The organism is Mesorhizobium sp. B2-8-3, from assembly GCF_006440815.1.
In the GTDB taxonomy this organism is placed as follows: Bacteria; Pseudomonadota; Alphaproteobacteria; order Rhizobiales; family Rhizobiaceae; genus Mesorhizobium.
On record NZ_VFTW01000003.1, the window covers coordinates 354,798 to 378,966 of the forward strand.

Here is a 24,169-nt window from a genome sequence, read left to right on the forward strand (position 1 = left end):
CGCCGTTCAAGAAATTCGAGGCCCATGCCAGCGGCGGTCCGCGCATCCGCGAGATCCCGATGCGCATGGTGCTGCCCAACCTGGTCACCGTGCTTGCCATCTGCGCCGGCCTTTCCGGCATCCGCTTCGCCTTCGAGAACCGCTTCGAGATCGCGGTGGTCATGGTGCTGCTTGCCGCCTTCCTCGACGGCATCGACGGGCGGCTGGCGCGCATGCTGAAGGCCACCTCGAAATTCGGCGCGCAGATGGATTCGCTGGCCGACATCGTCAATTTCGGGGTGGCGCCGGCGCTGGTGCTCTACGCCTTCCTGCTCGATCGCGCCGGCTCGCCCGGGTGGATCGCGGCACTTCTCTTCACCATCGCCTGCGGCATGCGGCTTGCCCGTTTCAACGTGCTGGCCGACGATACCGATCAGCCTGCATGGCAGACCGAATATTTTGTCGGCGTGCCGGCTCCGGCGGGTGCTGTGCTGGTCATGCTGCCGCTCTATCTCTATTTCCTGCGGCTCGGGCTGGAGCCCACCCGGCCGGCGGCCTTCGTCGCCTCGGGCTTTACCGTATTGGTGGCGTTCCTGCTGGTCAGCCGCCTGCCGGTCTATTCGGGCAAGAGCGTCAAGATACCCGGCGATCGGGTGCTGCCGGTGATCCTCGGCGTCGTGCTCTACATCCTCTTGTTGATGGCCTATCCCTGGTACACGCTGACGGCTTCCGTCGCCGGCTATCTGCTTTTCCTGCCACTCTCGGTGCGCGCCTATTCGAAGCGGGCCATGCGCGAAGGCGAGAAGGTGCCGCCGTCGGATATCGGGTAGCTGGTAATCTTCCCCCTTGAGGGGGAGATCAGGCAGCCGCGCTCAGCCCCAGCCGGTCGATCGCCAGCTTGCGCGCCGATATGTAATCCGTCTTGCCCGAACCCAGCACCGGGATCTCGTCCACCTTGATGATGTCGTTCGGCACCATCAGCTCGGCCGCGCCGGCCTTCTTGCCGAACTGACGCAACTCCTCGGCGCTGGCGTCGTCGGCCGTGGTCACCAGCACAATGCGTTCGCCGCGCCTTTTGTCGGGCACGGCCACCGCCGCGTGGCGCTCTTCCGGCCATAGCGACTGCACCAGCATCTCGACGGCGCCCAGCGACACCATCTCGCCGGCGATCTTGGCGAAGCGTTTGGCTCGGCCACGAATGGCGATGAAACCCTCGCGGTCGATCGAGACGATGTCGCCGGTGTCGTGCCAGCCTTCCAGCGGCTGCAATTCGCCCGGCCTGTCGGCGGTCATGTAGCCCATCATCATGTTCGGCCCGTCGAGCCACAGCCGGCCGCCTTCGGCGATGCCGTCGACCGGCTCCAGCTTCATGCGGATCGCCGGCAGCGGCCGCCCGACCGTGCCGTCGCGGCCGTGGATGGCGGTGTTCACCGCCACCACGGGTGCGGCCTCCGTCAGCCCGAAACCTTCGACGATCGAGGCCTGGAAACGGTCGCGATAGGTGCGCCGCGTCTCCGGCTTCACCGCTTCGGCGCCGGCCACGACGAAGCGCAGGCTGGAGAAGTCGCCGTCCTTGGCGGTTCGGGCATAGTTGGCGAGGAAAGTGTCGGTGCCGAACATCACGGTCGGCTTCACCTTGCGGGCGATCTCGGGGATGATCTTGTAGTGCAGCGGCGAGGGGTAGAGGAACAGCTTTACGCCCAGGACCAGCGGCAGGATGGTGCCGCCGGTCAACCCGAAGGAATGGAACGCCGGCAGCACGTTGAGCAGGATGTCGGCCGGCGAGACGGAGACGCGTGCCTCGGCCTGCATGACATTGGCAAGCAGGTTGCGGTTCGACAGCACCACCGCCTTCGGCGTGCCTTCCGAGCCGGAGGTGAACAGGATCACAGCTGGTTTGCCCGCCTGCTGCCGCTGCAGCGGGAAGCGCCACAAAAGCGCGGCCGCGACCTTGTCCAGGGCCGTCACGCCGGCGCGCACATCCTCCAGCCACAGCATCTTGGCGCCGCCCGCTTCGACCGCGGCGACGATGTCGTCGATGGCGGCCTTTTCGATGAAGGCGCGGGATGAGACCACGGTGCGGATCACCGCGGTGCGGACCGCCGCGGTCACGCTCGCCGGGCCGGCGGTGTAGTTGATCATCGCCGCGATGCGGCCCGCTGAGATCAGGCCGACGAAGGTGAGCACCACGCCGTTGGCGTTGGGTAGGAGCACGCCGACCGCTTCGCCGGGCGCTGTCACCACCTCGAAATGGCGGCCGAGGACGCGCGCGCCGATGAACAGCTTGCGATAGCTGAGCGAGCCGGAAATCACGTCCTCGATGATCGGATGCGAGGGGCCGACGCGATCGGCGGCATCGCGCATGGCAAGGAACAGCCCACGGTCGAGATTGGTGCCGTAGAGCCGCGCTTCGGCGAAACGGTCGAACAGCGCGTTGGTGTTGGAAGCCATGTCCGGGTTGCGTGCCACCAGCTCGGCGATGGTCATCGGCTCCAGCACGCTCACCCAAAGCCGCGGGAACCAGTGGCGCGGCGCTTTCTCCTTCGGCGTCAGCGACACCGGCAGGTCGCGCGTGCCGGCGACGAAGATCGGCACGATGCGTGCGTCGGCCTGCATGGCTATGCGGGTGATGGCGCGAAACAGCCGGAAGGATTTGACGTCCGGCTCGACATCGTCGGGCAGGTAGACGGCGAGCCGCCCCTTGCCCTTCAGCACGCGCACCAGCCGCCGGCTGACGAAGAGATGCTCGGCGTTGAAGGCGATGGTGCGGGCAAGCTCGCGCCAAGGCTCCAGCCAGGGCGAGCCTGCCGAGGCTTCGTCCAGGATATGCAGCGTGTCGTCGGGAAGCAGCGACAGCATTAGCGCCGGCTCGATGCGCGACTGGTGCCAGACCACATAGATGACCGGCGTCTTCGCGCTGCGGGCAATGCGGATGCGATTGTCGGCGATGCGGAAGGCGAGCTTGAACGGCACATAGAGCAGCGCCTGGGTGAAGCGCAGGTCGAGCCGGAACCGCTCGATCACGGCGATCAGCAGCCAGGCAAAGACAAGGCCCGCCAGCAGCGCCAGGGTCAGGATCATGCCGCTCTCTCCCAGTCTCCTCCAGGACGCGGCTCTTGGCGGCCGCTTCGGCGGCAGAGGGTAGCGGAAGTCGGGGCAAGGTCAATGCGGACTGAAGCAGTGCCTCCATCTCCACTTGAAAGGCTCTGACACATGTCGTAAATAAAATGACACGTGACGGAGAGGTAGAGATGGCCAGTTTCCCGACGGGGTTTGCCGAAGCACCACACATGGAGCCGGAGTTCGAACGGCTGATCGACCTGTTCGGCGGGCCGAAGGTTCTTGGATCCTCGGTATCCAGCCCGCTCGAGGCGCATGAAATGATCCTGCATGGAATTCCAAGCCAGGCTCTGGAAAGCCTCGTCAGGCAACTGACCGTCATCGAAGCAGATGCCTTCGAGGCGGCATTCGGCATGAGCGAGCGGACATATCAGCGGCACAAATCGGATCACTCCCGGACGCTCAATCGGGAGCAAGGTTCAAGGACCTGGAATTTCGCCAGAGTTCTCACCAAGGCCACGTTTGTTTTCGGAAACCAGGAAGCGGCCGAGAAATGGATGATTGAGCCCGCCATGGGGTTGGACAACAGGCGACCGATCGATCTCTTGGCCACAGTGGCGGGTACCATACTTGTGCAGGAATTTCTCGAACGGCTCGACTACGGTGTCTACGCGTGACGCCTTTGCCAGGTTCTCTCGGAACGGGCGATGTCCTCGGCTGGAGACTTGATCACAAACGCTTCCAGGCAAGCTGGGACAGCGGCGAGGGAGCCTTCAAACTCGGGGGAAGGTGGAACAGCAAAGGCGTCAGGGCCGTATATGCGTCCGTTGACCCTTCGACCGCCATTCTCGAGATGGCGGTCCACAAGGGATTTCGCACGCTCGATACAGTCCGCCACGTGCTGACGGCATTCGAGATCGCCGATCCTTCGAAAATTCATGTGGTGGAAATCGGCGATATTCCAAACGCAAACTGGCTTCGGCCAGGCATTCCAAGCGCAGGGCAGCAACAGTTTGGCGACGGTCTCTTAGCGGAGCACCCCTTATTTCTGATTCCGAGCGCCGTGTCCCAGCATAGCTGGAACCTGGTGTTCGATCCCGGCCGCGCGAGCGGCCTCTACAAGCCGCGCCTGCAGGAGGATTTCGCGCTGGATACCAGGCTTCATCCTCCCGCGAGATAGCGTACCGTGCAGACAGGCGGCGGAGCGAAACACCCTATACTGCCTTCAGCCTCCCGCTGATGAACCGGAACTCCTGGCTCTTGCCGCCATAGCCATAGGCCGCCGCCGGCACCTCATGCACGAAGGCATAGCTTTCCTCATGCACACCGCCAAGCAGCCGGCCGAAAGCCTCGAAGATCGCCTTCAGATAGGCTTCGAGCTCGAGCTTGGTGTTGGTGCCGTCGACGACCTTGATGTCCAGCCAGAACGTGTTGGCGCCGTGCTCGGCCAGCGACTTGCCGCCGGCGAACCAGTGCTGCGGGTCGATGTAGTTGACCGCGACCGCGGTGATCGTCGGATCCTTGCGCAGCTCCCTGGCGGTGATGTCGGTGGCCTCCTTGGCGATTGCCGCGGACAGCTTGGGGTCGGGCTTGCCGGTGACGTTGATGTTGATGATCGGCATGTCTTTTTTCCTTCGGTTTCGCGCGTCGCGCCTTCGATGGGAGAGATATGGGCGTATCCATTCGTTAATAAAATCGAATTGTTTTTGATAATTACTTCGATATTGTCGAAGTATGGAAACGCTCGATCCCGATCTTCTGAAAACCTTCCTCGCTTTCGTCGACGGCGGCTCGCTGGCCAGGGCCGCGTCCACTGTCGGGCGCACGCCGTCGGCGGTGACCGCACAGATGCAAAGGCTCGAAGAGATCGTCGGCGAGCCGCTGCTCACCCCGCAGGGCAGGGGACGCGGGCTGACCCCGGCCGGCGAGGACCTCGTCGGCCATGCGCGGCGCATCCTTGCCGTACACACCGAGGCCTGGCTGGCGCTGAAGGGCGCGCGCGCCGGCGGCCGCATCGCCATCGGCACGACGCAGGATTTCGCCGATCAGGGCCTGCCGGACCTGCTCAGGGCCTTCGCCGTCAGCCATCCGCGCGTCAGGATCGAGCTGCGCGTCGGCCGCTCGCTGGAACTCGGATCGGCGCTGCAGGCGGGCCAGTTGGACCTCGCGATCACCATGCGCCATGCCCCGTCGCCGGATGAAACGGCCGTGATCAGCGAACCGATGCTGTGGCTCTGCTCGGAAAAAGGCCTAGCAGCGCGGCCCGAAGCCGTGCCGCTGGCGCTGCTCGATCCCTATTGCGGCTTTCGCGAAGCCGCGCTCAATGCGCTCGACGCGGCCGGCCGCCGTTATCGCATCGCCGCCGGCAGCGCCAGCCTTGCCGGCCTGCGCAGCGCGGTCAATGCCGGCATCGCGCTGACGCCGCGCACCCGGCGTTTCGCCCATTCCGGCATCGTCGAGGCATCCGCCGATCTCGACCTCCCGCCGCTGCCGATGGCCGATTTCGCCATCCGGCTCGGCCGCGAGGCTGCTCGCCCGGCGCGGGATTTGGCGCAGCTTCTCGGCGACGGCCTGGCCTTGTCCTGAATGGAAACCGTGCCGCCATGTCCCGGGAGTTCCCGAAGCAATTCCCAAAGAAAAAGCCGACCTTTTTGCGGGTCGGCTTCTAGTCGGACGGGTCGAGGGGTTTGGGGGGACTTGGGGGGTGACCCGTCGAACCAACAATGCCTGACTCGGATGATGGTTCCATGACTGCGAAAATAATTTACGAGCGCGCCGATTTCGCCTTCAACCAGTCGCGGCCGGCATGCGCGAAAACCGCGCAAAGCACGATAGCGCCGCCGATGATGCTGGCCATCGGCGGAATTTCGCCGAGGAACAGCAGGGCAAAAAAGATGGCGAACGGCACCTCGGCCGAGCCCAGCAGCCCGGCTTCCGCCGACGGGATGAGCCGCGACCCTTCCGTCCACAGGATCGAAGCCAGCGCGAAAGAGCAGCCGAAAGTGGCGAGCAGCGCCATGTCGCGGGTGGACACAGCCAGCGGATCGGTGACGAACCAGCCGAGCACGAAAAGCAGGAAGGCCGAGACAGCGCCCGCCCAGACGACCGGCGAGTCGCGAAAAGCGCGCACCATGATCATGTAGAGCGCGCCGCCGGCGGTCATCAGCAGCGCCAGCCCATCGCCGAACAAGTGCCCGCTGCTGAGGCCGGCGCCCACCATGATGGCGACGCCGCACAGCGATACGGCCGCCGCCAGCATCGTCTGCAGTCGGAATTTCTCCCGCACCAACAGGAAGGCGAGCAGCGCCGCGATGAAGGGCGAGGTCGCGTAGATGACGGCGACATTGGCGACATAGGTGAATTTGAAGGCCGAGATGAAGGCGATGCTGGCCGCTGCCCCTTCGACCGCCAGCAGCCAGCCGCGCCAGCCGAGTTTCAGGCTTTCGCGCCTGCCCGAGCGGCGCCGGCGCCACAGCACGTAGAAGCTGATCAGGATCGAGCCGAAAAAACCGCGCCAGCAGGTGATGGTGAGCGGATCGGCATGGATCGACTTGGTCAGCACGCCGGTCAGCGCGAAGGCGATTGCCGAGGCCGACACCAGGATGATGCCGAGCGTGCGCTCGGCGGCGGCCACGTCGGCGGCAGGCGCAAGCTTTTTCGGCATGTCGAGCGTGTCGGTCATGGCGCCGGCTTACCCCATTGCTCCTGACAGCCTTCTGTCATCAGGCCTGCTCCCGTTTGCGGAAACGCTCGTTGCCGACGATGAGCAGGCCAGCGCCGATGATCAGCGCCGCGCCCATGAACACTTCCGTGCGCGGCAGGTCGCCCCAGATGGCGTAGCCCAGCGCGAAGGCCCAGACCAGCGATGTGTACTCGAACGGCGCCACGATCGACACCGGCGCGCGCTTCATGCCCTCGAACAGCATGTATTGCGCAACGCCGCCGAGCGCGCCGACGCTGATGAGCAAAAGGAACTGCGTTCCGTCCGGCATATGCCACCAGATCAGCGCCGGCACGGCCGAAAACAGCAGGAAATAGAAATTGTTGAGCACGAGCTGGATCATGGTGCGCTCCTGCATGGCGGTCTTGCGCAGCAGCACGACGGCGATCCCCCAAAGGACGGCCGCCGCCAGCACCAGGAGCACCGGCAGCGAGAGGCCGAGCCGGGTTGGATCGCAGGCGATGAAGACGCCGACGAAACCGGTGAACACCGCCAGCCAGCGCAGCAGTGGCACCGTCTCGCCCAGGATCAGCACCGACAGCACGGTGACGATGATGGGTGCTGCGTAATAGATGGTGGTGAGCTCGGCGAGCTGCAGCGAGCGCGCGGCGTTGTAATAGCAAAGCCAGGCGGCCAGCGTGAAGGCGCTTCGCACCAGCATCGGCTTCACGATCGGCGAGTCGATCGTTTCGGCGAACAGCCGCCTGCCGCCGATCGCGCCGCAGGCGACGAGCACCGTGATCGAGCGGACGAACATGATCTGCCAGACCGTCATGCCGACGACCAGGAGCTTGATCGAGGCATCCTGCGCCGAAAACAGGAAATAGGCGGCGGCCGTGAACAGGATGCCGGCCAGCACCCTTTCGCGGCTTTCGAGGACGACGATATCGGCCATGCGGTTTTCAGCGTGGTTGCGTGGAAAGCGGTTCCGCCCCAGTCGGGACCGCTGCTCCAGCTATACGGGCGAAAGCTTGCACGGCGCTGCTCCACCGCAGCACTTGCGTTGGCGCAGGTCGTTTCGCCGAAGGTCGGTCGGGGACTACTGCGTCGCTTGATAGAGCTCCGATGCCGCGTCCTTCAGCGCGCGTCGCCCATCCGGCCGCAGATACATCATGTGGCCGCCCTCGACGACGTCGAGGCGGATCGGCTTGGCGTCGGCGAGCGAGGGAACCTGGTTCACCAGGTAGCGCGAGGCGAGATAGGGTGTGACGAGGTCGGTGTAGCCGTTGACGATGACGACGCCGAGGGCAGGGTTGAGCGAGCGCGCCCGCTGCAGGTCGTTCATCACGCCGGCATAACCCTGGCCCGATGTGCCGTAATCCCAACTGCGGCTGATCTCGCCGTTGAGCAGCCGGTAGCTGACATCGGTGCGGTAGTTGAGCTCGTCGCGGGCATAGGCGATGAAGGCGGATGTCAGCGCTGGAATGCTGCGGTCGAGCACCGGGTCGGGACCCACGTCACGCGCGCTTTGCGGCGCGATGTCGGCGGTGCCGATGGTGGCGTCGTAAGGGCTGAGCACCTTGCCCGTGGCGCGCTGGAATTCCTTGGCGAAAAGCCCGATGGGGATGCGGGCGAAATTGCGTTGGACGAGCTCGAGCGGCAGGCCGGTGATCTCCGAAACGCGACCGCTGGCGAGCTTGCCGCCTTGCTCCAGCCCGCTGTTCAGCGCCGTCAGGTAATCGCCGAGCGCGTAGTGCTCGACCTCGGCCAGCCTGTCGCGCAACGCATCACCGCTGACGCCGTCGCCCTTCAGGCGTGTCGCCGCCAGCGAAGGCAATTCCAGCGCCCAATGCAACTGGTCGAACTGGTCTGGGCGCACCAGCATGAATTCCAGCGCTGGCGAGATCAGCACGACGCCGCTGGGGCTCAACCCGACATCCTCCTGCAGTGTGCGGGCGAGCAGCGCGGCGCGAAAACCGCCATAGCTCTCGCCGGCGAGGAACAGCGGCGATCCGCTGCGGCCGTTCTGCGCCAGATAGAGGCGGATGAAGGCGCCGACCGAGCTGGCGTCGGCGTCGACGCTCCAGAATTCCTTCGGCTCATGCCCCGGCGCCTCGCGGCTGTAGCCGGTGCCGACCGGATCGACGAAGACGAGATCGCTCATGTCGAGCCAGCTGTCGGGATTGTCGATGAGCTTTTGCGGCGGCCGCAGGAACTCGCCGTCGGCGGCGGTCTCGACGATGCGCGGCCCGATCGCGCCGAGATGCAGGTAGGCCGATGCCGCGCCCGGTCCGCCGTTGAAGACGAAGGTGATCGGCCGGTCCTTCGCCGGCGCAGGCGACTGCTGCGTGTAGGCGACATAGAAAATCTCGGCGGTGACGTCGCCCTTGCCGGACAAGAGCGACAGCGTGCCGGCCTTGGCCTGGTAATCCAGCTTGCGCCCGGCGAGCGTGATCGAATGCTCGGTCACCTGAGGCGGCGGCAGGAGAGAAAGCACGCCGCCCTCGGGCGCCGGGCGCTCGGGTGCTTCGGCGGCGACGCCCGGCTGTGAGAAGGCGGCGAACGCCAGCAGGATGAAGGGGACGAGTCTCAGCTTGGACCTCATGATGCCTCCGCAAAGGGGTTTCGCAATAGGTATGGCCTGGGTCTGTGAAGTCAAAGCAACTACTCGCTCTCGCAATCCGTCACTGTGCCTGAGGCAGCCATACCGGGCCGCCTTGCCGCCATTCGCCAGGTTGAACTTGCGGCGGCATGCGCTAGGCTAGGCGCGAATGCTCGCGAATTTTTCCCTGGACCGATTTGCAAGCTGGAGCGGCGGCGTCGCCGCCGCGGCCGGCGCTGCAACGCCCGAGGAATTGTCGGCTCGCTTCACTGCGGCGGCGGGCGTGCTGCTCGGCTCCGATCGCGTCTATGTCGGCTTCTATCGCCGTGACATCACCTCCCTGACGATCGACGACGCCGGCCCCGATCGCTGGAACCGCGACTACGGCGCCCGCGTCTACCGGCTGGACCCCTTCTTCCAGCGGTTCGCCAGCAGCCGGCAGGATTTCCTGTTGCCGTTGTCGGCTCTCCGCAGCGGCGATTTTCAGCGCTCGCCCTATTACCGCGAATTCTATGGCCCCTCCGACAGCTTCGACGAGATAACCGGCGTGTTCAATCTCGACAGGCTGACCGCTGGTTATGTCACCTTTCTGCGGCGCAACGGCGCGCCGCCCTTTGGCGAGCAGGACCTGGCGCTCGCCTGCGCCGCGGGCGGCGCAACGAAGCTGGTTCTGGAAAGATTGTTTCACTTGTGCCGCCTCAGGGACAAGGGCGGGGCAGTCGAGGCCGCGCGGTCCCTGCTCAGCGCGCGCGAGAGCGAGATCGCGCGGCACCTGATCGACGGCGGCAACGCCAAGACCATCGCGCGGAGCCTTTCCATTTCGCCGGGCACGGCCCGCAACCACATCAAGCAGGTCTACCGCAAGCTCGGTGTGCACTCCCAGGTGGAGTTGCTGGCAGCCGTTCGCGAAGCCGCGCCCAACTGATGTTGCGCGCCGGCCCTACTGCCCCGTCACCACACGCGTCCACATACGATTTTGAGACCGCAGCAGCTTCGCGTCGCTGTTGTCGACCACGAACAGCTTGGCCTTCACGTCGTCGGGAGGAAAGACGCCGGGGTCGCTGGCTATCGCCTTGTCCATCAGCGGCAGGGAATCCGGTATCGCGTTGGCATAGGAGACATAGCTGGAGTTGGCAGCGGCGATATCGGGCCGCAGGTTGAAGTTGATCCAGGCCATGGCGTTGTCGGGGTGCGGCGCATCCTTCGGCACCGCCATCGTATCGAAGTTGATGAGCGTGCCTTCCTTCGGAATGGAATAGGCGATCTCCAGCTTCTTGGTGGATTCGGCGGCACGCGTCCTTGCCTGAAGTATGTCGCCCGACCAGCCAAGCACGACGCAGATGTCGCCGTTCGCCAGGTCGTTTATGTATTTCGAGGAGTGGAAATAGCGGATGTAGGGCCGCACCTTGGCCATCAGTTCCTCGACCTTGGCAAGGTCGTCGGGACTGGTCGACCGGGGGTCGATATGAAGATAATTCAGCGCCATCGGAATGACTTCAGCCGGCGCGTCGATCATCGCCACGCCGCAATCGGAGAGCTTCTTGACGACGTCGACGTCGAAGACCATGGCGAAGGAATTTGTCGGCGCGTCCGGCAGCCGCTGCTTCACCGCGGCGACGTTGTAGCCGATGCCGTCGGTGACGGCCATATAGGGCACGGCATGCTTGTTTTGCGGGTCCGCGCCGGCGATCAGCGAAAGTGCCTGCGGATCGATCTTCGCGTGGTTTGCGAGCTTGGACGTGTCGAGCTCCAGGAAGGCCCCCGCCTTCACCTGGTTCTTCAGGAACGGATAGGCCGAAGGATAGACCACGTCATATCCGGAGCCGCCGGCGAGCAGCTTTGTCTCGAGCACCTCGTTGCCGTCATAGACATCGTAGCGAACCTTGATGCCCGTCTCCTTCTCGAACTTCTCGGCGGTGTCCGGCGCGATGTAGTCCGACCAGTTGTAGACGTTGACGACTTTTTCCTCGTCCGCCGAAGCCATGCTGGCGATGCCGCAGGCGAGGCCGGTAAGCAGCGTTGACAGGATCAGGGCGCGCATGAATCTCCTCCTTTTCGCCTGGGCTGGCACCGATGGATCGCTCAGCCCTCAGTTCCGTTTCGCGGCCGGTTAGCCGGCGTTCGCTTTCGCTCAACGTCGTTGTGGGGCATAGACCGGCAAGGTGATGCAGGCGACATTGCCGCCACCCAGCAAAATCTCGCGGGAGTTCTCGATGCCGACTATTCTGTGGTCGGGGAACAGCTCGGCCAGCTTTGCCTTTGCCTTCACATCGAGGCCGGAGCCGAACTCTGGCACGACCACGACGCTGTTGCCCGGATAGTAGTTGATGTAGCTCGCCGCGATCCGGTTGCCGGCCGGTCGCGCCCAGGCCGAATCGAGCCGGTCCAGGCTCTCGCTTTCTTCCGGCGTCATCTCGATCGGCATGGGATGAGGCAGACGATGCACCTCGAGGGCATGGCCACGCGCGTCGCGGGCCGAGCGCAGCACTTCCTCGGCTTCCCGCACGATCTCATATTGCGGATCGTCGCGATTGTCGGTCCAGCTCAACGCGACCACGCCGGGGCGCACGAAGCAGCAGACATCGTCGACATGGCCGTCCGTCTCGTCGAACGCAAAGCCGCGGGGCAGCCAGATGATGGTGTTGACGCCGAGATAGTCGCCCAGTTGCCGTTCCACCTCGGCCTTGCCGAGATGGGCGTTGCGATTTCGATTGAGCAGGCATTGCTCCGTGGTGATGAGCGTGCCCTGTCCGTCGCATTGCAGGCCTCCGCCCTCGGCGATCAGCGGCGCGCGATAACGATCCATCCTCTCGATTTCGAGCAGCTTTTGCGCCGCCAGGTCGTCCAGGTCCCATGGCGCGTAGAGCCCGCCATCGAAACCGCCATAGGCGTTGAAGGTCCAATCGACGCCGCGCACGGAGCCTTGATCGTTGACGACGAAATTCGGGCCGCTGTCGCGCAGCCAGGAATCGTTGGTGGACATCTCCACCACGCGCACATGCTCCGGCAACCGGGTCCTGGCGTTCTGCCACTGCCGGCTGGATGCCGCCACCGTCACCGGCTCGCTTTGCGCGATCGCCGCTGCGACATTGGCAAACAGCTTCTGCGCCGGCTTGGCGCCGAGGCGCCAGGTGTCCGGCCGCTCCGGCCAGATCAGCCAACACCCCGATTTGGGCTCGAACTCGCCGGGCGCGCGAAATCCGTCCTGTTTCGGCTTCGTCGAAAGGGTACGTGGCATGTGGGGGCACCGGAAAATGGCGGACGACACTCGCCCGGATCAGACTTTTTCGGGGCGTCGTCCGTCAATGTCCCATTTGGGATAGCCGGATGCCGGCTGGAACAAATCAAGCAGAGGGAATGTTTTCGCGGATTGCCACGGACCAAGGAAGCAGGGCCGCCCGCCGTTCCCTGCAATGGCGAAGACCTGGGCCGGAACGGCGGCGGGATAAATGCATTGCCTTGCCGATCGATCGGGGCAAATCTCGATCGGACGGCGAATGCCGATGCAGCAACAAGTCGACGAAAAGGACAGGCAATGGACGCGACCGCACTCAAGGCCATGCAGGCTCCGCTGAAGGAAGCCTATCGCGACGACGCCGCCAGGGCGCTGATCACGCTCAAGGCGCGCGGAACGCTCGACGATCAGTCGATTGCCTGCAAGGTGGAGACGGGCAGGGCGCTCGCTGTCGCCGGGCTTCATCCGGCCACCGGCGGCTCGGGCCTTGAGCTATGCTCGGGCGACATGCTTCTGGAGGCGCTGGTCGCGTGCGCCGGCGTGACGCTGAAAGCTGTGGCGACAGCGCTGGAGTTCAAGCTCGGCAACGCCACAGTCGAGGCCGAGGGCGACCTCGATTTCCGCGGCACGCTCGGCGTCGCCCGCGACGCGCCGGTCGGTTTTCGCGAGATAAGGCTGAAATTCAACCTCGACACCGACGAGCCGCAGGAGCGCATCGATTCGCTCATGAAGCTCACCGAGCGGTATTGCGTGGTGTTCCAGACGATCAACAACAAGCCGGTGTTGAGTGTGAGCGCAGGGCGTTGACACAGCTGATCTCGCCCAAGGGAGGAGATCAGCAGCGCCGACGCCTCGCGCTACTGAGCCGACGGGGTCTCCGCATCCCCTTCATCGGTGAAAGGCGAGGCGCTCGGCACGCATTGCACGGCCCAGCCCTGAGGCGTCGGCTGCTTCTGATATTCGGTGACGGCGTTGGTGCACTGTTCGCGGGTGTCGAAGGTGCTGGGCAGCACCACCATGCCGCCTTGCGGGCCGGCAATCACCAGATACCAGACCAACGCTACGCTGGGAGTAGCAGCCATGGGAATTCCTCGCTTTGCTGAAATGTCGGAGTCGGACCGATCCTAGCAACTCCCTTGGGGCGGCGAAAGCGGGGCGGCGGCACACGCTTTCGCCGCCCCGGTCACAGACCCGTGAATAGAGGGTCGCGACCCGGCTCACCCGACCGCGAAGCAGTAGAACCGCCCGTCGCCACCGGTGCCCTTGAGCGCCTCCTGGCTGCAGCCGCCGCGCGAGGCATGCGAGGAATTCCACGACTTCGCCGCCGCCGAATCGTCGAGCCCGGTTCGATCGTGATGGCCTATCATGGCGGTGCCCTGGCGCCGCTCATCGTCCAGTCGCCGCAGGTCTGGTCTGCGATCCTGGCGCCGTCTGGCTTGGAGCCGGTCAGCATGTCGTGGCGGTTCGGCGTGTCGCCGCGGCCGTTGATCGTCTCGCCCTATTCAGTCAGCGCCGTCTGCTTGGTGATGCCGGCGGTGGCGGCAACGAGAAGAAGTCTGCGCATGTCGATCCTCCGGCTTCGATGTCCTACATTCGAAGAACGTAGCCGCAGCGCTATTTCATCCGCCTAAAACTCAAGTCTATTCCGGCTGACGGTAGGCGACGAAGCGGTTGTGCTTGGCCTGGAAGATCAGCCCGGTTTCCTTCAGTTCGGGGCTGGCCAGCGGCACGATGCGCCTGGCGATCTCGGACGGATGCGGCAGTGTCTCCGGATCCTCGCCGGGCATGGCCTGGGCACGCATCGCGGTCCGGGTCGCGCCCGGATCGGCGGCGTTCACCCGCAGTGCCAGGGTCTCGGTCTCATGCGCCCAGGAACGCATCATCGTCTCGACCGCCGCCTTGGAAGCCGCATAGGGCGCCCAGAACGCGCGCGCCGAATGCGCCGTGTTGGAGGAGAGAATAATGGCGCGGCCGGCATCGGAGAGCCTGAGCAGCGGGTCGACCGAACGGATCAGCCGCCAGGTCGAGGTGACGTTGATGGTCATCACCTTCTCGAAGGTCTTGGCTTCGACATGGCCGATCGGCGAGATCACGCCAAGCACACCGGCATTGGCAACCAAGATATCCAGCTTGCCCCAGCGCTCGTGGATGGCGCCGCCCAGACGGTCGATGCCGGCCATGTCGGCAAGATCGAGCGGCACCAGCGTCGCCTGGCCGCGGCCATCGGCCTTGATCTGGTCGTCCAGCTCTTCCAGCCCGCCGACCGTGCGCGCCACCGCGATCACATGCGCGCCGGCTGCCGCCAACTCCCTGGCGATGAAATAGCCGATACCGCGCGAGGCGCCGGTTATGACCGCGACGCGGCCGGAAAGGTCGAGGGTCATGCAGGCAGTTCCGTAAGGTGATGCGGCCTACGCCCCGCTATTCGCCAGCAGCGACAGCGTGCGCACATTGTCGTGGCCTTCGAAGTCGAGCAGGCGGGTGGGGTATTGTCCGGTGAAGCAGGCGTCGCAGAATTGCGGTTGCTCGTTGTCGCGGCCGGCCTCGCCGACGGCGCGGTAGAGCCCGTCGATCGACAGGAAGCCGAGCGAATCGACGCGGATGAACTCGGCCATCTCCTCGACCGACATGCGCGATGCCAAGAGCTTCGACTTCTCCGGCGTGTCGACGCCATAAAAGCAGGACGCGCTGGTCGGCGGCGAGGCTATGCGCATATGCACTTCCCTGGCGCCGGCATCGCGCACCATCTGCACGATCTTCTGGCTGGTGGTGCCGCGCACGATGGAATCGTCGACGAGCACAACCCGCTTGCCCTCGATCATGCGGCGGTTGGCGTTGTGCTTCAGCTTCACGCCCATGTGGCGGATGGAATCGCCCGGCTGGATGAAAGTGCGCCCGACATAATGGTTGCGGATGATGCCGAGCTCGAAGGGAATGCCCGCGGCCTGGGAAAAGCCGATCGCGGCCGGCGTGCCGGAATCCGGCACCGGCACGACGATGTCGGCCTCGACCGGGTTTTCCTGCGCCAGTTCCGCCCCGATGCGCTTGCGCACTTCGTAGACATTACGGCCTTCGACCGAGGAGTCCGGCCGCGCGAAATAGACATATTCGAAGATGCAGAAGCGGGTCTTCTGCGGCTCGAACGGGAACAGGCTCTCGATGCCCTTGGCGGTGATGACCACCATTTCGCCCGGCTTGATGTCGCGCACGAAGCGGGCGCCGATGATGTCGAGCGCGCAGGTTTCGGAGGCGAGGATCCAGGCGCCGTCGAGGTCGCCCAGCACCAGCGGCCGGATGCCGAGCGGATCGCGGCACCCGATCATCTTCTTGGCGGTCATCGCCACCAGCGAGAAGGCGCCTTCGACCTGCCGCACCGCGTCGATGAAGCGCGAGTTGAGGTCGCGCTCCTTGCTGGTGGCGACCAGATGCAGCAGCGTCTCGGTGTCGGAGGTCGAGGAGAAGATAGCGCCTTGCTTCTGCAGCGCGCGCTGCACGGTCATGGCGTTGGTCAGATTGCCGTTATGGGCGACGGCAAAGCCGCCATCGGCAAGCTCGGCGAAGAAGGGCTGGATGTTGCGCAGGCCGGCGCCGCCCGTGGTGGCGTAGCGCGTGTGGCCGATGGCGCGGTTGCCTTGCAGGCTGTCGATGACGCGCTGTTTGGTGAAGGTATCGCCGATCAGGCCGACATGGCGTTCGACATGGAACTGCGTGCCGTCATAGGAGACGATGCCGGCGGCTTCCTGGCCGCGGTGCTGCAGGGCGTGCAGCCCGAGTGTGACGATGGCTGCCGCGTCCTGCCGGCCGAAGATGCCGAACACGCCGCATTCGTCGTGGAAATGGTCGTCGGCCTCGGCGGAAAGGACTTTGCCTCTATCTGCCGTTGAGTCTGCCATCTGGTGCTCAAGCTCCGCTAAAGCCGCCATATAAGGCGATCGCTTGCCGAACGCAACGCACGCTTTCTCGCATTCACAACCGGCACAGGCCGGCTTGCAATCAGTTTGCCGGCGCTGGAGCCGGGGCAGGGGCTGGCGCGGGGCTGGCCGGCTCGTTGTCGGCCGGGGCATCCCCTTCGCTGTCGTCGGGCGCCGGCGCGTTGTCGTCACCGGCCGCCGGCGGCTCTGCCGCTGGCTGGTCGCCAGTGGCCGGCGCGCCGGCCTGCGGCGTGCCCTTATGCGTGTATTTGTTGACCAGTTCCTCGGTGTTTTCCGGCAGCACGCTTTCGAGCTTGGCGCCGATCGTCTCGAGCAGCGGCCGCGACTTGGCGTTGGCGATCCAGGCAGGCGCCTTGGCGCCGGCCAGCCAGTTGAAGAACAGCAGCGCCACCGCGACCACCAGGATGCCGCGCGCCGCGCCGTAGAGGAAGCCGAGGGTGCGGTCGAGCGCGCCGATGCGCGAATCGATGATCCAGTCGGCGAGCTTCATGGTGATGACGGAGACGACGATCAGCGCGATGAGGAAGACGACGCCCGCCGAAGCCGCCATCGCGATCTTGTCGTTGTCGACATAGGGCTGAACATAGGGCAGGACAGGCTTGTAGAAGAAGAACGCCGCGGCCGCCGCCGCCGCCCAGGAAACCACGGAGAGCACTTCGCGGGAGAAGCCGCGCACCATGGCGAGCATTGCTGAGACCAGGGTGAAGCCGACGAGGATTCCGTCAAGCAGCGTAATCGGCATGGTTCTCGCCCCACTTCCTGTCTTTGGCCCGACGAGCCGCATCACTCCGCGTCGTCGGCACGGCCGCGCCGTGAGCCGGCTATGCGCGCCACAAGGTCGGCAAGCTCGGTGGGCTGAAACGCGCCGGCCCCGATCCCCCCGGCAAGTTCCTCGCTGCCGAGCGGCAGCACCGCGCTTCCAAAACCCAGCTTTTCGGCTTCCTTGAGGCGCTGCTGCGCATGCGCAACCGGCCTCACCGCGCCCGATAGGCTGATTTCGCCGAAATAGACGCAATCGGCGGGAAGGGCAAGACCGGTGAGCGATGAAACCAGTGCGGCGGCGACCGCGAGATCGGCCGCCGGTTCCGAGATCCGGTAGCCGCCGGCGACGTTGAGATAGACGTCGTGCTGGCCGAAGCGGACGCCGCAATGCGCCTCGAGCACGGCGAGCACCATCGACAGCCGCGCGCCGTCCCAGCCGACAACGGCGCGGCGCGGCGTGCCGAGCGAGGAGGGCGCGACCAGCGCCTGGATCTCGACCAGCACCGGCCTGGTGCCCTCCATGCCGGCGAAAACCGCGGCGCCCGGCGATTTCGAGTGGCGTTCGCCTAGAAACAGCTCGGATGGATTGGAGACCTCGCGCAGGCCCTTGTCCGACATTTCGAACACGCCGATCTCGTCGGTCGGCCCAAAGCGGTTCTTCACCGTGCGCAGGATGCGGAAGTGATGATTGCCCTCGCCCTCGAAATAGAGCACGCCGTCGACCATGTGCTCGACGACGCGAGGGCCCGCGATCTGGCCTTCCTTGGTGACATGGCCGACGAGCACGATCGCCGCGCCTGTGGATTTCGCGTAGCGGATCATCGCCTGGGCGGCGGCGCGCACCTGGGTGACGGTGCCCGGCGCCGAATCGGCAAGGTCCGTCCACAGCGTCTGGATCGAATCGAGGATGACGAGGTCCGGCCGCTTGCCGTCGGCGATGGTCGCGAGGATGTCCTCGACATTGGTTTCGGCGGCAAGCTCGACCGGCGTCGAGGCGACGCCGAGGCGTTGCGCTCTCAGCCTGATCTGCGCCACCGCTTCCTCGCCCGAGACATAGACGATGCGATGGCCCTTCGAGGCAAGTGCCGCGGCCGCCTGCGTCAAGAGCGTCGACTTGCCGATGCCGGGATCGCCGCCGACCAGAAGCGCCGAGCCGCGCACGAAGCCGCCGCCGGTCGCGCGGTCGAGCTCGCCGATGCCCGAGACGATGCGCGGCGCGTCCTCGATGTCGCCCGAAAGGCTGGTCAGCACCACGGCGCGGCCCTTGCGAGCATTGCGCGCGTTGGTCGGCCCCGAGCCGATGCCGCCGGACGTGCCTTCCTCGACGAGCGTGTTCCACTCGCCGCAGGCATCGCATTTACCCGCCCAGCGCTGATGCACCGATCCGCAATTCTGGCAGATGAACTGGACGCGGGACTTGGCCATTAGGGGCGCCAACCGCCGAAGGTCGGCGTTCCTTCACACCCCCCTCTGGCCTGCCGGCCATCTCCCCCGCAAGGGGGGAGATCAGCAGTTTGGCCGACGGCGCCCATCTTGCAGCGTCGGCGATTGGCGAAAGCCGACGCGACGGTCAATCTCCCCCCTTGCGGGGGAGATGTCCGGCAGGACAGAGGGGGGTGTGACAGAGCGCGACGGTGGGTCAAAAACCTACTCAAACCTCTCCGGCAGATGGTGCTCCTCGGCCAAATCCGAGAACCGCGTGAACTCGCCGTGGAAGGCGAGGCTGACGGTGCCGGTCGGTCCGTGGCGCTGCTTGGCAACGATGCATTCGGCCTTGCCGCGCGCCTCGTTCATCTCGTTTTCCCACTTGACGTATTCCTCGGTGCCGATCTTCGGTTCGCGGTTCTTGAGGTAATATTCCTCGCGATAGACGAACAGCACCACGTCGGCGTCCTGCTCGATGGAGCCGGATTCGCGCAGGTCCGACAGCTGCGGGCGCTTGTCGTCGCGGCTTTCCACCTGGCGCGACAGCTGCGACAGCGCGATGATCGGCACGCCGAGCTCCTTGGCCAAAGCCTTCAGGCCCGTGGTGATCTCGGTGATTTCCTGCACGCGGTTCTGCGAGGCGCGGGCGGAGGAGCCCTGCATCAGCTGGATGTAATCGATGACGATGAGGTCGAGGCCGCGCTGGCGCTTCAGGCGCCGCGCGCGGGCGGAAAGCTGCGCGATCGAAATACCGCCGGTCTGGTCGATGAACAGCGGGATCTTCTGCATCGTCTGCGAGCAGGCGACGAGCTTCTCGAAATCCATCTCGGTGATCTCGCCGCGGCGGATTTTTGACGACGAGATCTCGGTCTGCTCGGAGATGATGCGGGTGGCGAGCTGCTCCGACGACATTTCGAGCGAGAAGAAGCCGACGACGCCGCCATTGGCGGCCTTGAAGCTGCCATCGGCCTGCTGCGCCGGAACGTAAGCCTCGGCGATGTTGAAGGCGATGTTGGTGGCCAGGGAGGTCTTGCCCATGCCCGGACGTCCGGCGAGCACGATCAGGTCGGAGGGCTGCAGGCCGCCCATGCGGCGATCGAGGTCGCGCAGGCCGGTGGCGATGCCCGACAGATGGCCGTCGCGCATATAGGCGGCGTTGGCCATGTCGACGGCGGTCTTGACCGCGTCGTTGAAGCTTTCGAAGCCGCCGTCATAGCGGCCGGTCTCGGCGAGCTCGAACAGCCGCCGCTCGGCGTCCTCGATCTGGTCGGAGGGCGACATGTCGACCGGCGCGTCATAGGCGATGTTGACCATGTCCTCGCCGACGGTGATCAGCGCGCGGCGCGTCGCGAGGTCGTAGATGGCGCGGCCATAGTCGGTGGCGTTGACGACGGTGACGGCCTCGACAGCAAGCCGCACGACATATTGCGCCACCGTCATGTCGCCGACCTTCTCGTCGGCCGGCAGGAAGGTCTTCAACGTGATCGGCGTCGCGATCTTGCCCATGCGGATGAGCTCGGCCGCAACCTCGAAGATGCGGCGGTGCAACGGCTCGTGGAAATGCGCCGGCTTCAGGAAATCCGAGACGCGGTAGAACGCGTCGTTGTTGACGAGGATGGCGCCGAGCAGCGCCTGCTCGGCCTCGATGTTGTTCGGTGCCTCGCGATAAAGCGGCGTTTCCGCCGCGCCGAATTTCAGTGCCGCCTCTGCCATGATGTCCCCGATTTCGATCCCGCTTTCCTCGATACCAGAACGGGAAGATTCGGTGCTGACCTTTCTGCAACACTCCTCGGTCCAACCAGCTTGATGCCCAATGTTCACAGGATCAGCAAACCATCCACAGGACAGTATTCCGGTGGCCCGATTCCATTTGACTCGGCAAGCCGTGATTCCTATCGGCGGTTGCCGAACAAAGCAAGAACAATTTCATCGAGCAAGATCGCATGGGGCGCGCGCCTGCCAGGTGTTCAGTGGTTCGACGGCGCGGTGCCGTCGGCCTACGCAGCTCAGTCCAGCGTGTCGCCCCAGTCAGCCCGCCGCGCGGCCTTGAAGGCATCGCCGTCGCGCTTGCTGAACAGGCGCTCGCCGGCGCTGCCGTCAGGCCGGCACAGTTTCAGCGCCACCTTGCCGGAGCCACCTTTAGGCGGCGCGATCACCCGTGCGGCACGCGTCGGCGCCGGCTGCCGGGAAGCGGCGAGGTAAATGAACTTCTCGTCTTCCCACGGCACTTCGGCTTCCTTGACGAGACGATGCAGGCGCGAACGCGCGACGCGGCGTGCGAAATGGCACCAGTCGGGCGGCGTGAGCGGGCAGGGCACCGCATGCGGGCAGGGCGCCAGCAGGTGCGCTCCCGCCTCGATCAGCTGTTGCCGTGCCGCAAGAATGCGCTGCCAGCCGGCGGGCGTGCCGGGCTCGACGAGGATGAGCGTGTCGGCCGTGAGCCGCCAGAGGCGGTCGATGAGCTTCGGCAGCGACAGAGGCACGATCTCGTCCAGCACATAGGCGGCGCTGACGAGGTCGGCGGGCATGATGCCATCAAGATCGATGGTGGCGTCGCCGGCGATCCATTCGGTGCGGGCGGTAATTGCGCCTTCCGCGAGCGACTGGCCGACCTTGCGCACGGCAGCGCTTGCCTCGACCAGCACCGCCCGTTCCAGTTCAGGCCAGGCGTCAGTCGTGGCCCAAAGCATGGTGCCAGGTCCGGCGCCAATGTCGAGCAGGCTCGCCGGCCGAAAGTCGGGGCGGGCCTCGCTCAACGCCTCGAGGCTGGCGCGCACGGCGGCATAGGTGGCGGGCAGCCGAGTCGCCAGATAGGCCTTGACCGCCATCTCCTCGCCCATATGCAGGCGGCCGTCGCGCAACTCGGCGCGGTAGCGATCCGACAGCGTCTTGGCGGCCTGCTTGAGCGCCGGCAGCGGCACCTTCTCGAGCAAGCCGTCGACGCCTTGGCGGAGCGGGGCGGGCAGTTCCATCTCAGGCTCCCCGCGGCGCGAGCAGGATGACCGAGGCTCCGGCGATGCAGAGCGCAGCGCCGGCCAGATCCCAGCGGTCGGGGCGCACGCCCTCGACCAGCCACAGCCAGCCGAGCGAGGCGGCGATGTAGATGCCGCCATAGGCGGCATAGGCGCGGCCCGCCGCATCCGTGTCGGCCAGCGACAGCAGCAAGGCGAACAGCGCCAGCGAGGCGAGACCGGGGAGAAGCCAGAGCGCCGACTTTTCCAGCCGCCACCACGCCCAGAAGGAAAAGCAGCCGGCGATTTCGGTAAGCGCGGCTGCGATGTAGATGAGATAGGTCATGAAAAAGGTCTCGCGAACGAGACCTTTTTCGTGGCGTCAGGCCGCAATGGCAAGCGGCAATGCGTGTCTATTCCACCTTCTTGCGGCGGGTCGGCTTGGAGGGGGCCGGCGCCGCCGGCTCCTTGTGCCCGATATCGCGCAGCTCCAGGGCTTTCTCGCATTTGGCCATGTAGTCGCGTGTCACCGGCAGTGTGTCGTTCACCTTGGCGAGCTGGAACTGGAAGATCACCAAGTCCTGCCAGCGGAAGGCGGCCTCCGAGGCGGCGAGATAGAACTCCCACATGCGGCAGAAGCGCTCGTCATAGATCGCCTTGGCCTTGTCGCGGTTGGCGGCGAAGCGCTCGCCCCAGTGCTTGAGCGTGTCGGCATAGTGCAGCCGCAGGATTTCGATGTCGGTGACGACGAGGCCCGACTTCTCGATCGCCGGCATCACCTCCGACATCGCCGGGATGTAGCCGCCTGGGAAGATGTATTTGCGGACGAAGGCGCTGGTCGCCCACGGCACGCCGGAACGGCCGATCGTGTGCAGCAGCATCACCCCGTCCGGCTTGAGCAGAGTTGAGGCCTTGTCGAAGAAGGTGCGGTAGTGGTTGACGCCGACATGCTCGAACATGCCGACCGAGACGATGCGGTCGAAGCGTTCGTTCAGCGCACGGTAGTCTTTGAGCTCGAAATGCACCCGGTCCTGGAGACCCAGCGCGTGGGCGCGGTCGGTGGCGACACCATGCTGTTCGGTGGACAGCGTGACGCCCTGCACGTCGACGTCGAAAGCTTTGGCGAGATAGAGGCCGAGGCCGCCCCAGCCGGAGCCGATGTCGAGCACGGTCTGGCCTGCCTTGAGCCGGAGCTTGGCGGCGATATGGCGTTTCTTGGCGGCCTGCGCTTCGTCCAGCGTCATGTCCGGCTGCTCGAAATAGGCGCAGGAATATTGCATGTCCTCGTCGAGGAAGAGCTTGTAGAGTTCGCCGGAGAGATCGTAATGGCGCTGCACGTTGCGGCGCGAGCGTGTTGCCGTATTGATCTGCTGCAGCCGCCGGAAGGCGTGGCGCAGCCCCTCGATCGCCTTCGACCACGACACGTCGATGCCGCTCGAGCCCATGTTCTGGAAAGCGATGCGCATCAGCCCGAGAACGCCGCCCTCGGGAACATCAAGCTCGCCGTCCATATAGGCTTCGGGCACCGCCAGCATCGGATCGAAGGTGATGGCGCGCTCGGCATGCATGGTCTTGATATGGATATGCACCGGCTCGCCGCTACCGTCGCCGAATTTGTGCGTCGTGCCCTTTGGGCCGGTCACCTTGAGGTCGCCAACCCGAACCAGGCGTTCGAGAACGTGTTTCAACAGGATATTCATGACCAAATGTCCCCTCAGTCGGATCACCCGGTAATCGGACTGGAATGCCAGATCGAATGCCTCAGCGCGTCGCCCGCGTCCAATCGACGCGCCACGCTGTAATGTGCACAAGATATAGGGTGTCGAAAAGTTCCTTTTGGCACAAAAAAGCCCGGGTCGGAGACCCGGGCGTTGGTCCAGAAATCCTGGACGCCTGCGAACCGAAGCGACGCTTCGGAGGATGTGCCGGTCAGAGCCCGAAAATCAGGCGTTCTCTTCGCCGCCTTCGAATTCGGCGTTCGGGTCGAAGAAATTCTCCGGCCGGGCGTTGTCGTTGATGTCGTCGCCATAGATGGCTTCGGCTGTGGTCAGCATCTCGCCCTTGGACTGGCGCTCCGCCTCGTCGGCCGAACGGGCGACGTTGAGGGTCACCGTGACCTCGACTTCCGGATGCAGCGCGATCGCCACATTGGAGAGGCCGATGGTCTTGATCGGCTGGTTGAGCTCGATCTGGTTGCGGTTGACGGTGAAGCCTTCGGCGATCAGCAGATCGGCGATGTCGCGCGTCGACACCGAGCCGTAGAGCTGGCCGGTCTCGCCGGCCGAGCGCACGACGATGAAGCTCTTGCCGTCGAGCTTCTCGGCGACCTGCGTGGCTTCCGACTTACGCTCCAGGTTGCGGGCTTCGAGCTGGGCGCGCTGGCCCTCGAACTTCTTCTTGTTGGCTTCGTTGGCGCGCAGCGCCTTGCCCTGCGGCAGCAGGAAATTGCGGGCGAACCCGTCCTTGACCTTGACGGTCTCGCCCATCTGGCCGAGGCGGGAAATGCGCTCGAGGAGAATGACTTCCATGGTTTCGTTCCTTCGGTTGGCGCCGGCCGAAAGA

At 65.1% G+C, this 24,169-nt stretch carries 23 protein-coding genes and 1 pseudogene; 6 read left to right on the plus strand and 18 right to left on the minus strand.

Translation table 11 applies throughout. From position 1 onward, the window contains the following. The first annotated feature begins 65 nt into the window (after positions 1-65). Positions 66-809 (plus strand): phosphatidylcholine/phosphatidylserine synthase, encoded by a 744-nt coding sequence (locus tag FJ418_RS06990; RefSeq protein ID WP_246672372.1) that lies wholly within the window; start codon positions 66-68, stop codon positions 807-809. Positions 810-837: 28 nt separating this feature from the next. Here the strand turns inward: FJ418_RS06990 and FJ418_RS06995 are convergent, their stop codons facing one another. Next, the gene (locus FJ418_RS06995) at positions 838-3,060 is read right to left on the minus strand and encodes an AMP-binding protein (protein ID WP_140864465.1); all 2,223 of its coding nucleotides are present in this window, start codon (positions 3,058-3,060) and stop codon (positions 838-840) included. Between the two features lie 170 nt (positions 3,061-3,230). Here FJ418_RS06995 and FJ418_RS07000 point away from each other — a divergent pair, with 170 nt between their 5' ends. Together FJ418_RS07000 and FJ418_RS07005 are read left to right on the plus strand one after the other, a co-directional pair. Beyond that, complete coding sequence (locus tag FJ418_RS07000) at positions 3,231-3,716, plus strand: antitoxin Xre/MbcA/ParS toxin-binding domain-containing protein (RefSeq protein ID WP_140864467.1); 486 nt, start codon at positions 3,231-3,233, stop codon at positions 3,714-3,716. Beyond that, complete coding sequence (locus tag FJ418_RS07005; RefSeq protein ID WP_140864468.1) at positions 3,713-4,219, plus strand: RES domain-containing protein; 507 nt, start codon at positions 3,713-3,715, stop codon at positions 4,217-4,219. Before FJ418_RS07000 ends, FJ418_RS07005 begins: the two co-directional genes overlap by 4 nt. Positions 4,220-4,253: 34 nt before the next feature. Here FJ418_RS07005 and FJ418_RS07010 read toward each other — a convergent pair whose 3' ends face one another. After that, positions 4,254-4,661, minus strand: coding sequence for a 4-oxalocrotonate tautomerase family protein (locus FJ418_RS07010; RefSeq protein ID WP_140864470.1), 408 nt, complete (start codon positions 4,659-4,661; stop codon positions 4,254-4,256). Between the two features lie 112 nt (positions 4,662-4,773). Between FJ418_RS07010 and FJ418_RS07015 the strand changes: the two genes are divergently transcribed. Further along, the gene (locus FJ418_RS07015; protein ID WP_140864471.1) at positions 4,774-5,625 is read left to right on the plus strand and encodes a LysR substrate-binding domain-containing protein; all 852 of its coding nucleotides are present in this window, start codon (positions 4,774-4,776) and stop codon (positions 5,623-5,625) included. Between the two features lie 178 nt (positions 5,626-5,803). On the opposite strand, the gene FJ418_RS07020 is transcribed toward FJ418_RS07015, so the two are convergent. The 3 genes from FJ418_RS07020 to FJ418_RS07030 form a co-directional block, all read right to left on the minus strand. Next, positions 5,804-6,721, minus strand: coding sequence for a DMT family transporter (locus tag FJ418_RS07020; RefSeq protein ID WP_246682961.1), 918 nt, complete (start codon positions 6,719-6,721; stop codon positions 5,804-5,806). Positions 6,722-6,761: 40 nt separating this feature from the next. After that, positions 6,762-7,655, minus strand: coding sequence for a DMT family transporter (locus FJ418_RS07025; protein ID WP_140644459.1), 894 nt, complete (start codon positions 7,653-7,655; stop codon positions 6,762-6,764). Between the two features lie 144 nt (positions 7,656-7,799). After that, the gene (locus FJ418_RS07030) at positions 7,800-9,305 is read right to left on the minus strand and encodes a peptidase S10 (protein ID WP_140864473.1); all 1,506 of its coding nucleotides are present in this window, start codon (positions 9,303-9,305) and stop codon (positions 7,800-7,802) included. A gap of 166 nt (positions 9,306-9,471) precedes the next feature. Here FJ418_RS07030 and FJ418_RS07035 point away from each other — a divergent pair, with 166 nt between their 5' ends. Beyond that, the gene (locus FJ418_RS07035) at positions 9,472-10,227 is read left to right on the plus strand and encodes a LuxR family transcriptional regulator (protein WP_140864475.1); all 756 of its coding nucleotides are present in this window, start codon (positions 9,472-9,474) and stop codon (positions 10,225-10,227) included. 15 nt (positions 10,228-10,242) lie between these two features. On the opposite strand, the gene FJ418_RS07040 is transcribed toward FJ418_RS07035, so the two are convergent. Further along, entirely contained in the window at positions 10,243-11,343 is a 1,101-nt protein-coding gene (locus FJ418_RS07040) for a polyamine ABC transporter substrate-binding protein (RefSeq protein ID WP_140864477.1), read from the minus strand. A 90-nt stretch (positions 11,344-11,433) separates the two neighbouring features. Then, positions 11,434-12,540: an agmatine deiminase gene (aguA, locus tag FJ418_RS07045; RefSeq protein WP_140864479.1), complete on the minus strand. Its 1,107-nt coding sequence runs from the start codon at positions 12,538-12,540 to the stop codon at positions 11,434-11,436. Positions 12,541-12,837: 297 nt separating this feature from the next. On the opposite strand from aguA, the gene FJ418_RS07050 reads away from it, so the two are divergent. Beyond that, complete coding sequence (locus tag FJ418_RS07050) at positions 12,838-13,344, plus strand: OsmC family protein (RefSeq protein ID WP_140644464.1); 507 nt, start codon at positions 12,838-12,840, stop codon at positions 13,342-13,344. Positions 13,345-13,394: 50 nt separating this feature from the next. Here FJ418_RS07050 and FJ418_RS07055 read toward each other — a convergent pair whose 3' ends face one another. The 11 genes and pseudogenes from FJ418_RS07055 to rplI form a co-directional block, all read right to left on the minus strand. Further along, positions 13,395-13,619 carry a hypothetical protein gene (locus FJ418_RS07055; RefSeq protein ID WP_027165524.1) on the minus strand — a complete coding sequence of 75 codons (225 nt, stop codon included), beginning with the start codon at positions 13,617-13,619 and terminating at the stop codon, positions 13,395-13,397. Between the two features lie 135 nt (positions 13,620-13,754). Then, positions 13,755-14,065, minus strand: a pseudogene (locus tag FJ418_RS07060) (hypothetical protein); the annotation flags it as partial. Positions 14,066-14,177: 112 nt separating this feature from the next. Further along, positions 14,178-14,921, minus strand: a complete 744-nt coding sequence (locus FJ418_RS07065) for an SDR family NAD(P)-dependent oxidoreductase (protein ID WP_140864481.1) — start codon at positions 14,919-14,921, stop codon at positions 14,178-14,180. Between the two features lie 27 nt (positions 14,922-14,948). After that, positions 14,949-16,430: an amidophosphoribosyltransferase gene (gene purF / locus FJ418_RS07070; protein ID WP_140644466.1), complete on the minus strand. Its 1,482-nt coding sequence runs from the start codon at positions 16,428-16,430 to the stop codon at positions 14,949-14,951. A 100-nt stretch (positions 16,431-16,530) separates the two neighbouring features. After that, entirely contained in the window at positions 16,531-17,211 is a 681-nt protein-coding gene (locus FJ418_RS07075; RefSeq protein WP_140644467.1) for a CvpA family protein, read from the minus strand. 41 nt (positions 17,212-17,252) lie between these two features. Beyond that, positions 17,253-18,656 carry a DNA repair protein RadA gene (gene radA, locus FJ418_RS07080; RefSeq protein ID WP_140703144.1) on the minus strand — a complete coding sequence of 468 codons (1,404 nt, stop codon included), beginning with the start codon at positions 18,654-18,656 and terminating at the stop codon, positions 17,253-17,255. A gap of 222 nt (positions 18,657-18,878) precedes the next feature. Continuing rightward, positions 18,879-20,369, minus strand: coding sequence for a replicative DNA helicase (locus FJ418_RS07090; RefSeq protein ID WP_140644469.1), 1,491 nt, complete (start codon positions 20,367-20,369; stop codon positions 18,879-18,881). Positions 20,370-20,662: 293 nt separating this feature from the next. Continuing rightward, positions 20,663-21,628 carry a small ribosomal subunit Rsm22 family protein gene (locus FJ418_RS07095; protein ID WP_140864482.1) on the minus strand — a complete coding sequence of 322 codons (966 nt, stop codon included), beginning with the start codon at positions 21,626-21,628 and terminating at the stop codon, positions 20,663-20,665. A gap of 1 nt (position 21,629) precedes the next feature. Further along, positions 21,630-21,953 (minus strand): YnfA family protein, encoded by a 324-nt coding sequence (locus FJ418_RS07100; RefSeq protein WP_140864484.1) that lies wholly within the window; start codon positions 21,951-21,953, stop codon positions 21,630-21,632. Between the two features lie 67 nt (positions 21,954-22,020). Continuing rightward, on the minus strand, positions 22,021-23,307 hold the full coding sequence (locus tag FJ418_RS07105) for a cyclopropane-fatty-acyl-phospholipid synthase family protein (protein ID WP_140651780.1): 1,287 nt from the start codon (positions 23,305-23,307) through the stop codon (positions 22,021-22,023). Between the two features lie 243 nt (positions 23,308-23,550). Then, positions 23,551-24,135, minus strand: coding sequence for a 50S ribosomal protein L9 (gene rplI / locus FJ418_RS07110; protein WP_140651782.1), 585 nt, complete (start codon positions 24,133-24,135; stop codon positions 23,551-23,553). Between the last annotated feature and the right edge of the window lie 34 nt (positions 24,136-24,169).

Bases quoted from the DNA above. Each gene is read 5' to 3' on its own strand.
- FJ418_RS07035 (WP_140864475.1), top strand. From the start codon at position 9,472: ATGCTCGCGAATTTTTCCCTGGACCGATTTGCAAGCTGGAGCGGCGGC.
- FJ418_RS07100 (WP_140864484.1), bottom strand. From the start codon at position 21,953: ATGACCTATCTCATCTACATCGCAGCCGCGCTTACCGAAATCGCCGGC.
- FJ418_RS07090 (WP_140644469.1), bottom strand. From the start codon at position 20,369: ATGGCAGAGGCGGCACTGAAATTCGGCGCGGCGGAAACGCCGCTTTAT.
- aguA (WP_140864479.1), bottom strand. From the start codon at position 12,540: ATGCCACGTACCCTTTCGACGAAGCCGAAACAGGACGGATTTCGCGCG.
- FJ418_RS06995 (WP_140864465.1), bottom strand. From the start codon at position 3,060: ATGATCCTGACCCTGGCGCTGCTGGCGGGCCTTGTCTTTGCCTGGCTG.
- FJ418_RS07050 (WP_140644464.1), top strand. From the start codon at position 12,838: ATGGACGCGACCGCACTCAAGGCCATGCAGGCTCCGCTGAAGGAAGCC.
- FJ418_RS07105 (WP_140651780.1), bottom strand. From the start codon at position 23,307: ATGAATATCCTGTTGAAACACGTTCTCGAACGCCTGGTTCGGGTTGGC.
- FJ418_RS07020 (WP_246682961.1), bottom strand. From the start codon at position 6,721: ATGACCGACACGCTCGACATGCCGAAAAAGCTTGCGCCTGCCGCCGAC.
- FJ418_RS07015 (WP_140864471.1), top strand. From the start codon at position 4,774: ATGGAAACGCTCGATCCCGATCTTCTGAAAACCTTCCTCGCTTTCGTC.
- FJ418_RS07065 (WP_140864481.1), bottom strand. From the start codon at position 14,921: ATGACCCTCGACCTTTCCGGCCGCGTCGCGGTCATAACCGGCGCCTCG.
- FJ418_RS07055 (WP_027165524.1), bottom strand. From the start codon at position 13,619: ATGGCTGCTACTCCCAGCGTAGCGTTGGTCTGGTATCTGGTGATTGCC.
- FJ418_RS07030 (WP_140864473.1), bottom strand. From the start codon at position 9,305: ATGAGGTCCAAGCTGAGACTCGTCCCCTTCATCCTGCTGGCGTTCGCC.
- FJ418_RS07075 (WP_140644467.1), bottom strand. From the start codon at position 17,211: ATGCCGATTACGCTGCTTGACGGAATCCTCGTCGGCTTCACCCTGGTC.
- FJ418_RS07040 (WP_140864477.1), bottom strand. From the start codon at position 11,343: ATGCGCGCCCTGATCCTGTCAACGCTGCTTACCGGCCTCGCCTGCGGC.
- rplI (WP_140651782.1), bottom strand. From the start codon at position 24,135: ATGGAAGTCATTCTCCTCGAGCGCATTTCCCGCCTCGGCCAGATGGGC.
- FJ418_RS07025 (WP_140644459.1), bottom strand. From the start codon at position 7,655: ATGGCCGATATCGTCGTCCTCGAAAGCCGCGAAAGGGTGCTGGCCGGC.
- purF (WP_140644466.1), bottom strand. From the start codon at position 16,430: ATGGCAGACTCAACGGCAGATAGAGGCAAAGTCCTTTCCGCCGAGGCC.
- FJ418_RS07000 (WP_140864467.1), top strand. From the start codon at position 3,231: ATGGCCAGTTTCCCGACGGGGTTTGCCGAAGCACCACACATGGAGCCG.
- FJ418_RS06990 (WP_246672372.1), top strand. From the start codon at position 66: ATGGTGCTGCCCAACCTGGTCACCGTGCTTGCCATCTGCGCCGGCCTT.
- FJ418_RS07095 (WP_140864482.1), bottom strand. From the start codon at position 21,628: ATGGAACTGCCCGCCCCGCTCCGCCAAGGCGTCGACGGCTTGCTCGAG.
- FJ418_RS07010 (WP_140864470.1), bottom strand. From the start codon at position 4,661: ATGCCGATCATCAACATCAACGTCACCGGCAAGCCCGACCCCAAGCTG.
- radA (WP_140703144.1), bottom strand. From the start codon at position 18,656: ATGGCCAAGTCCCGCGTCCAGTTCATCTGCCAGAATTGCGGATCGGTG.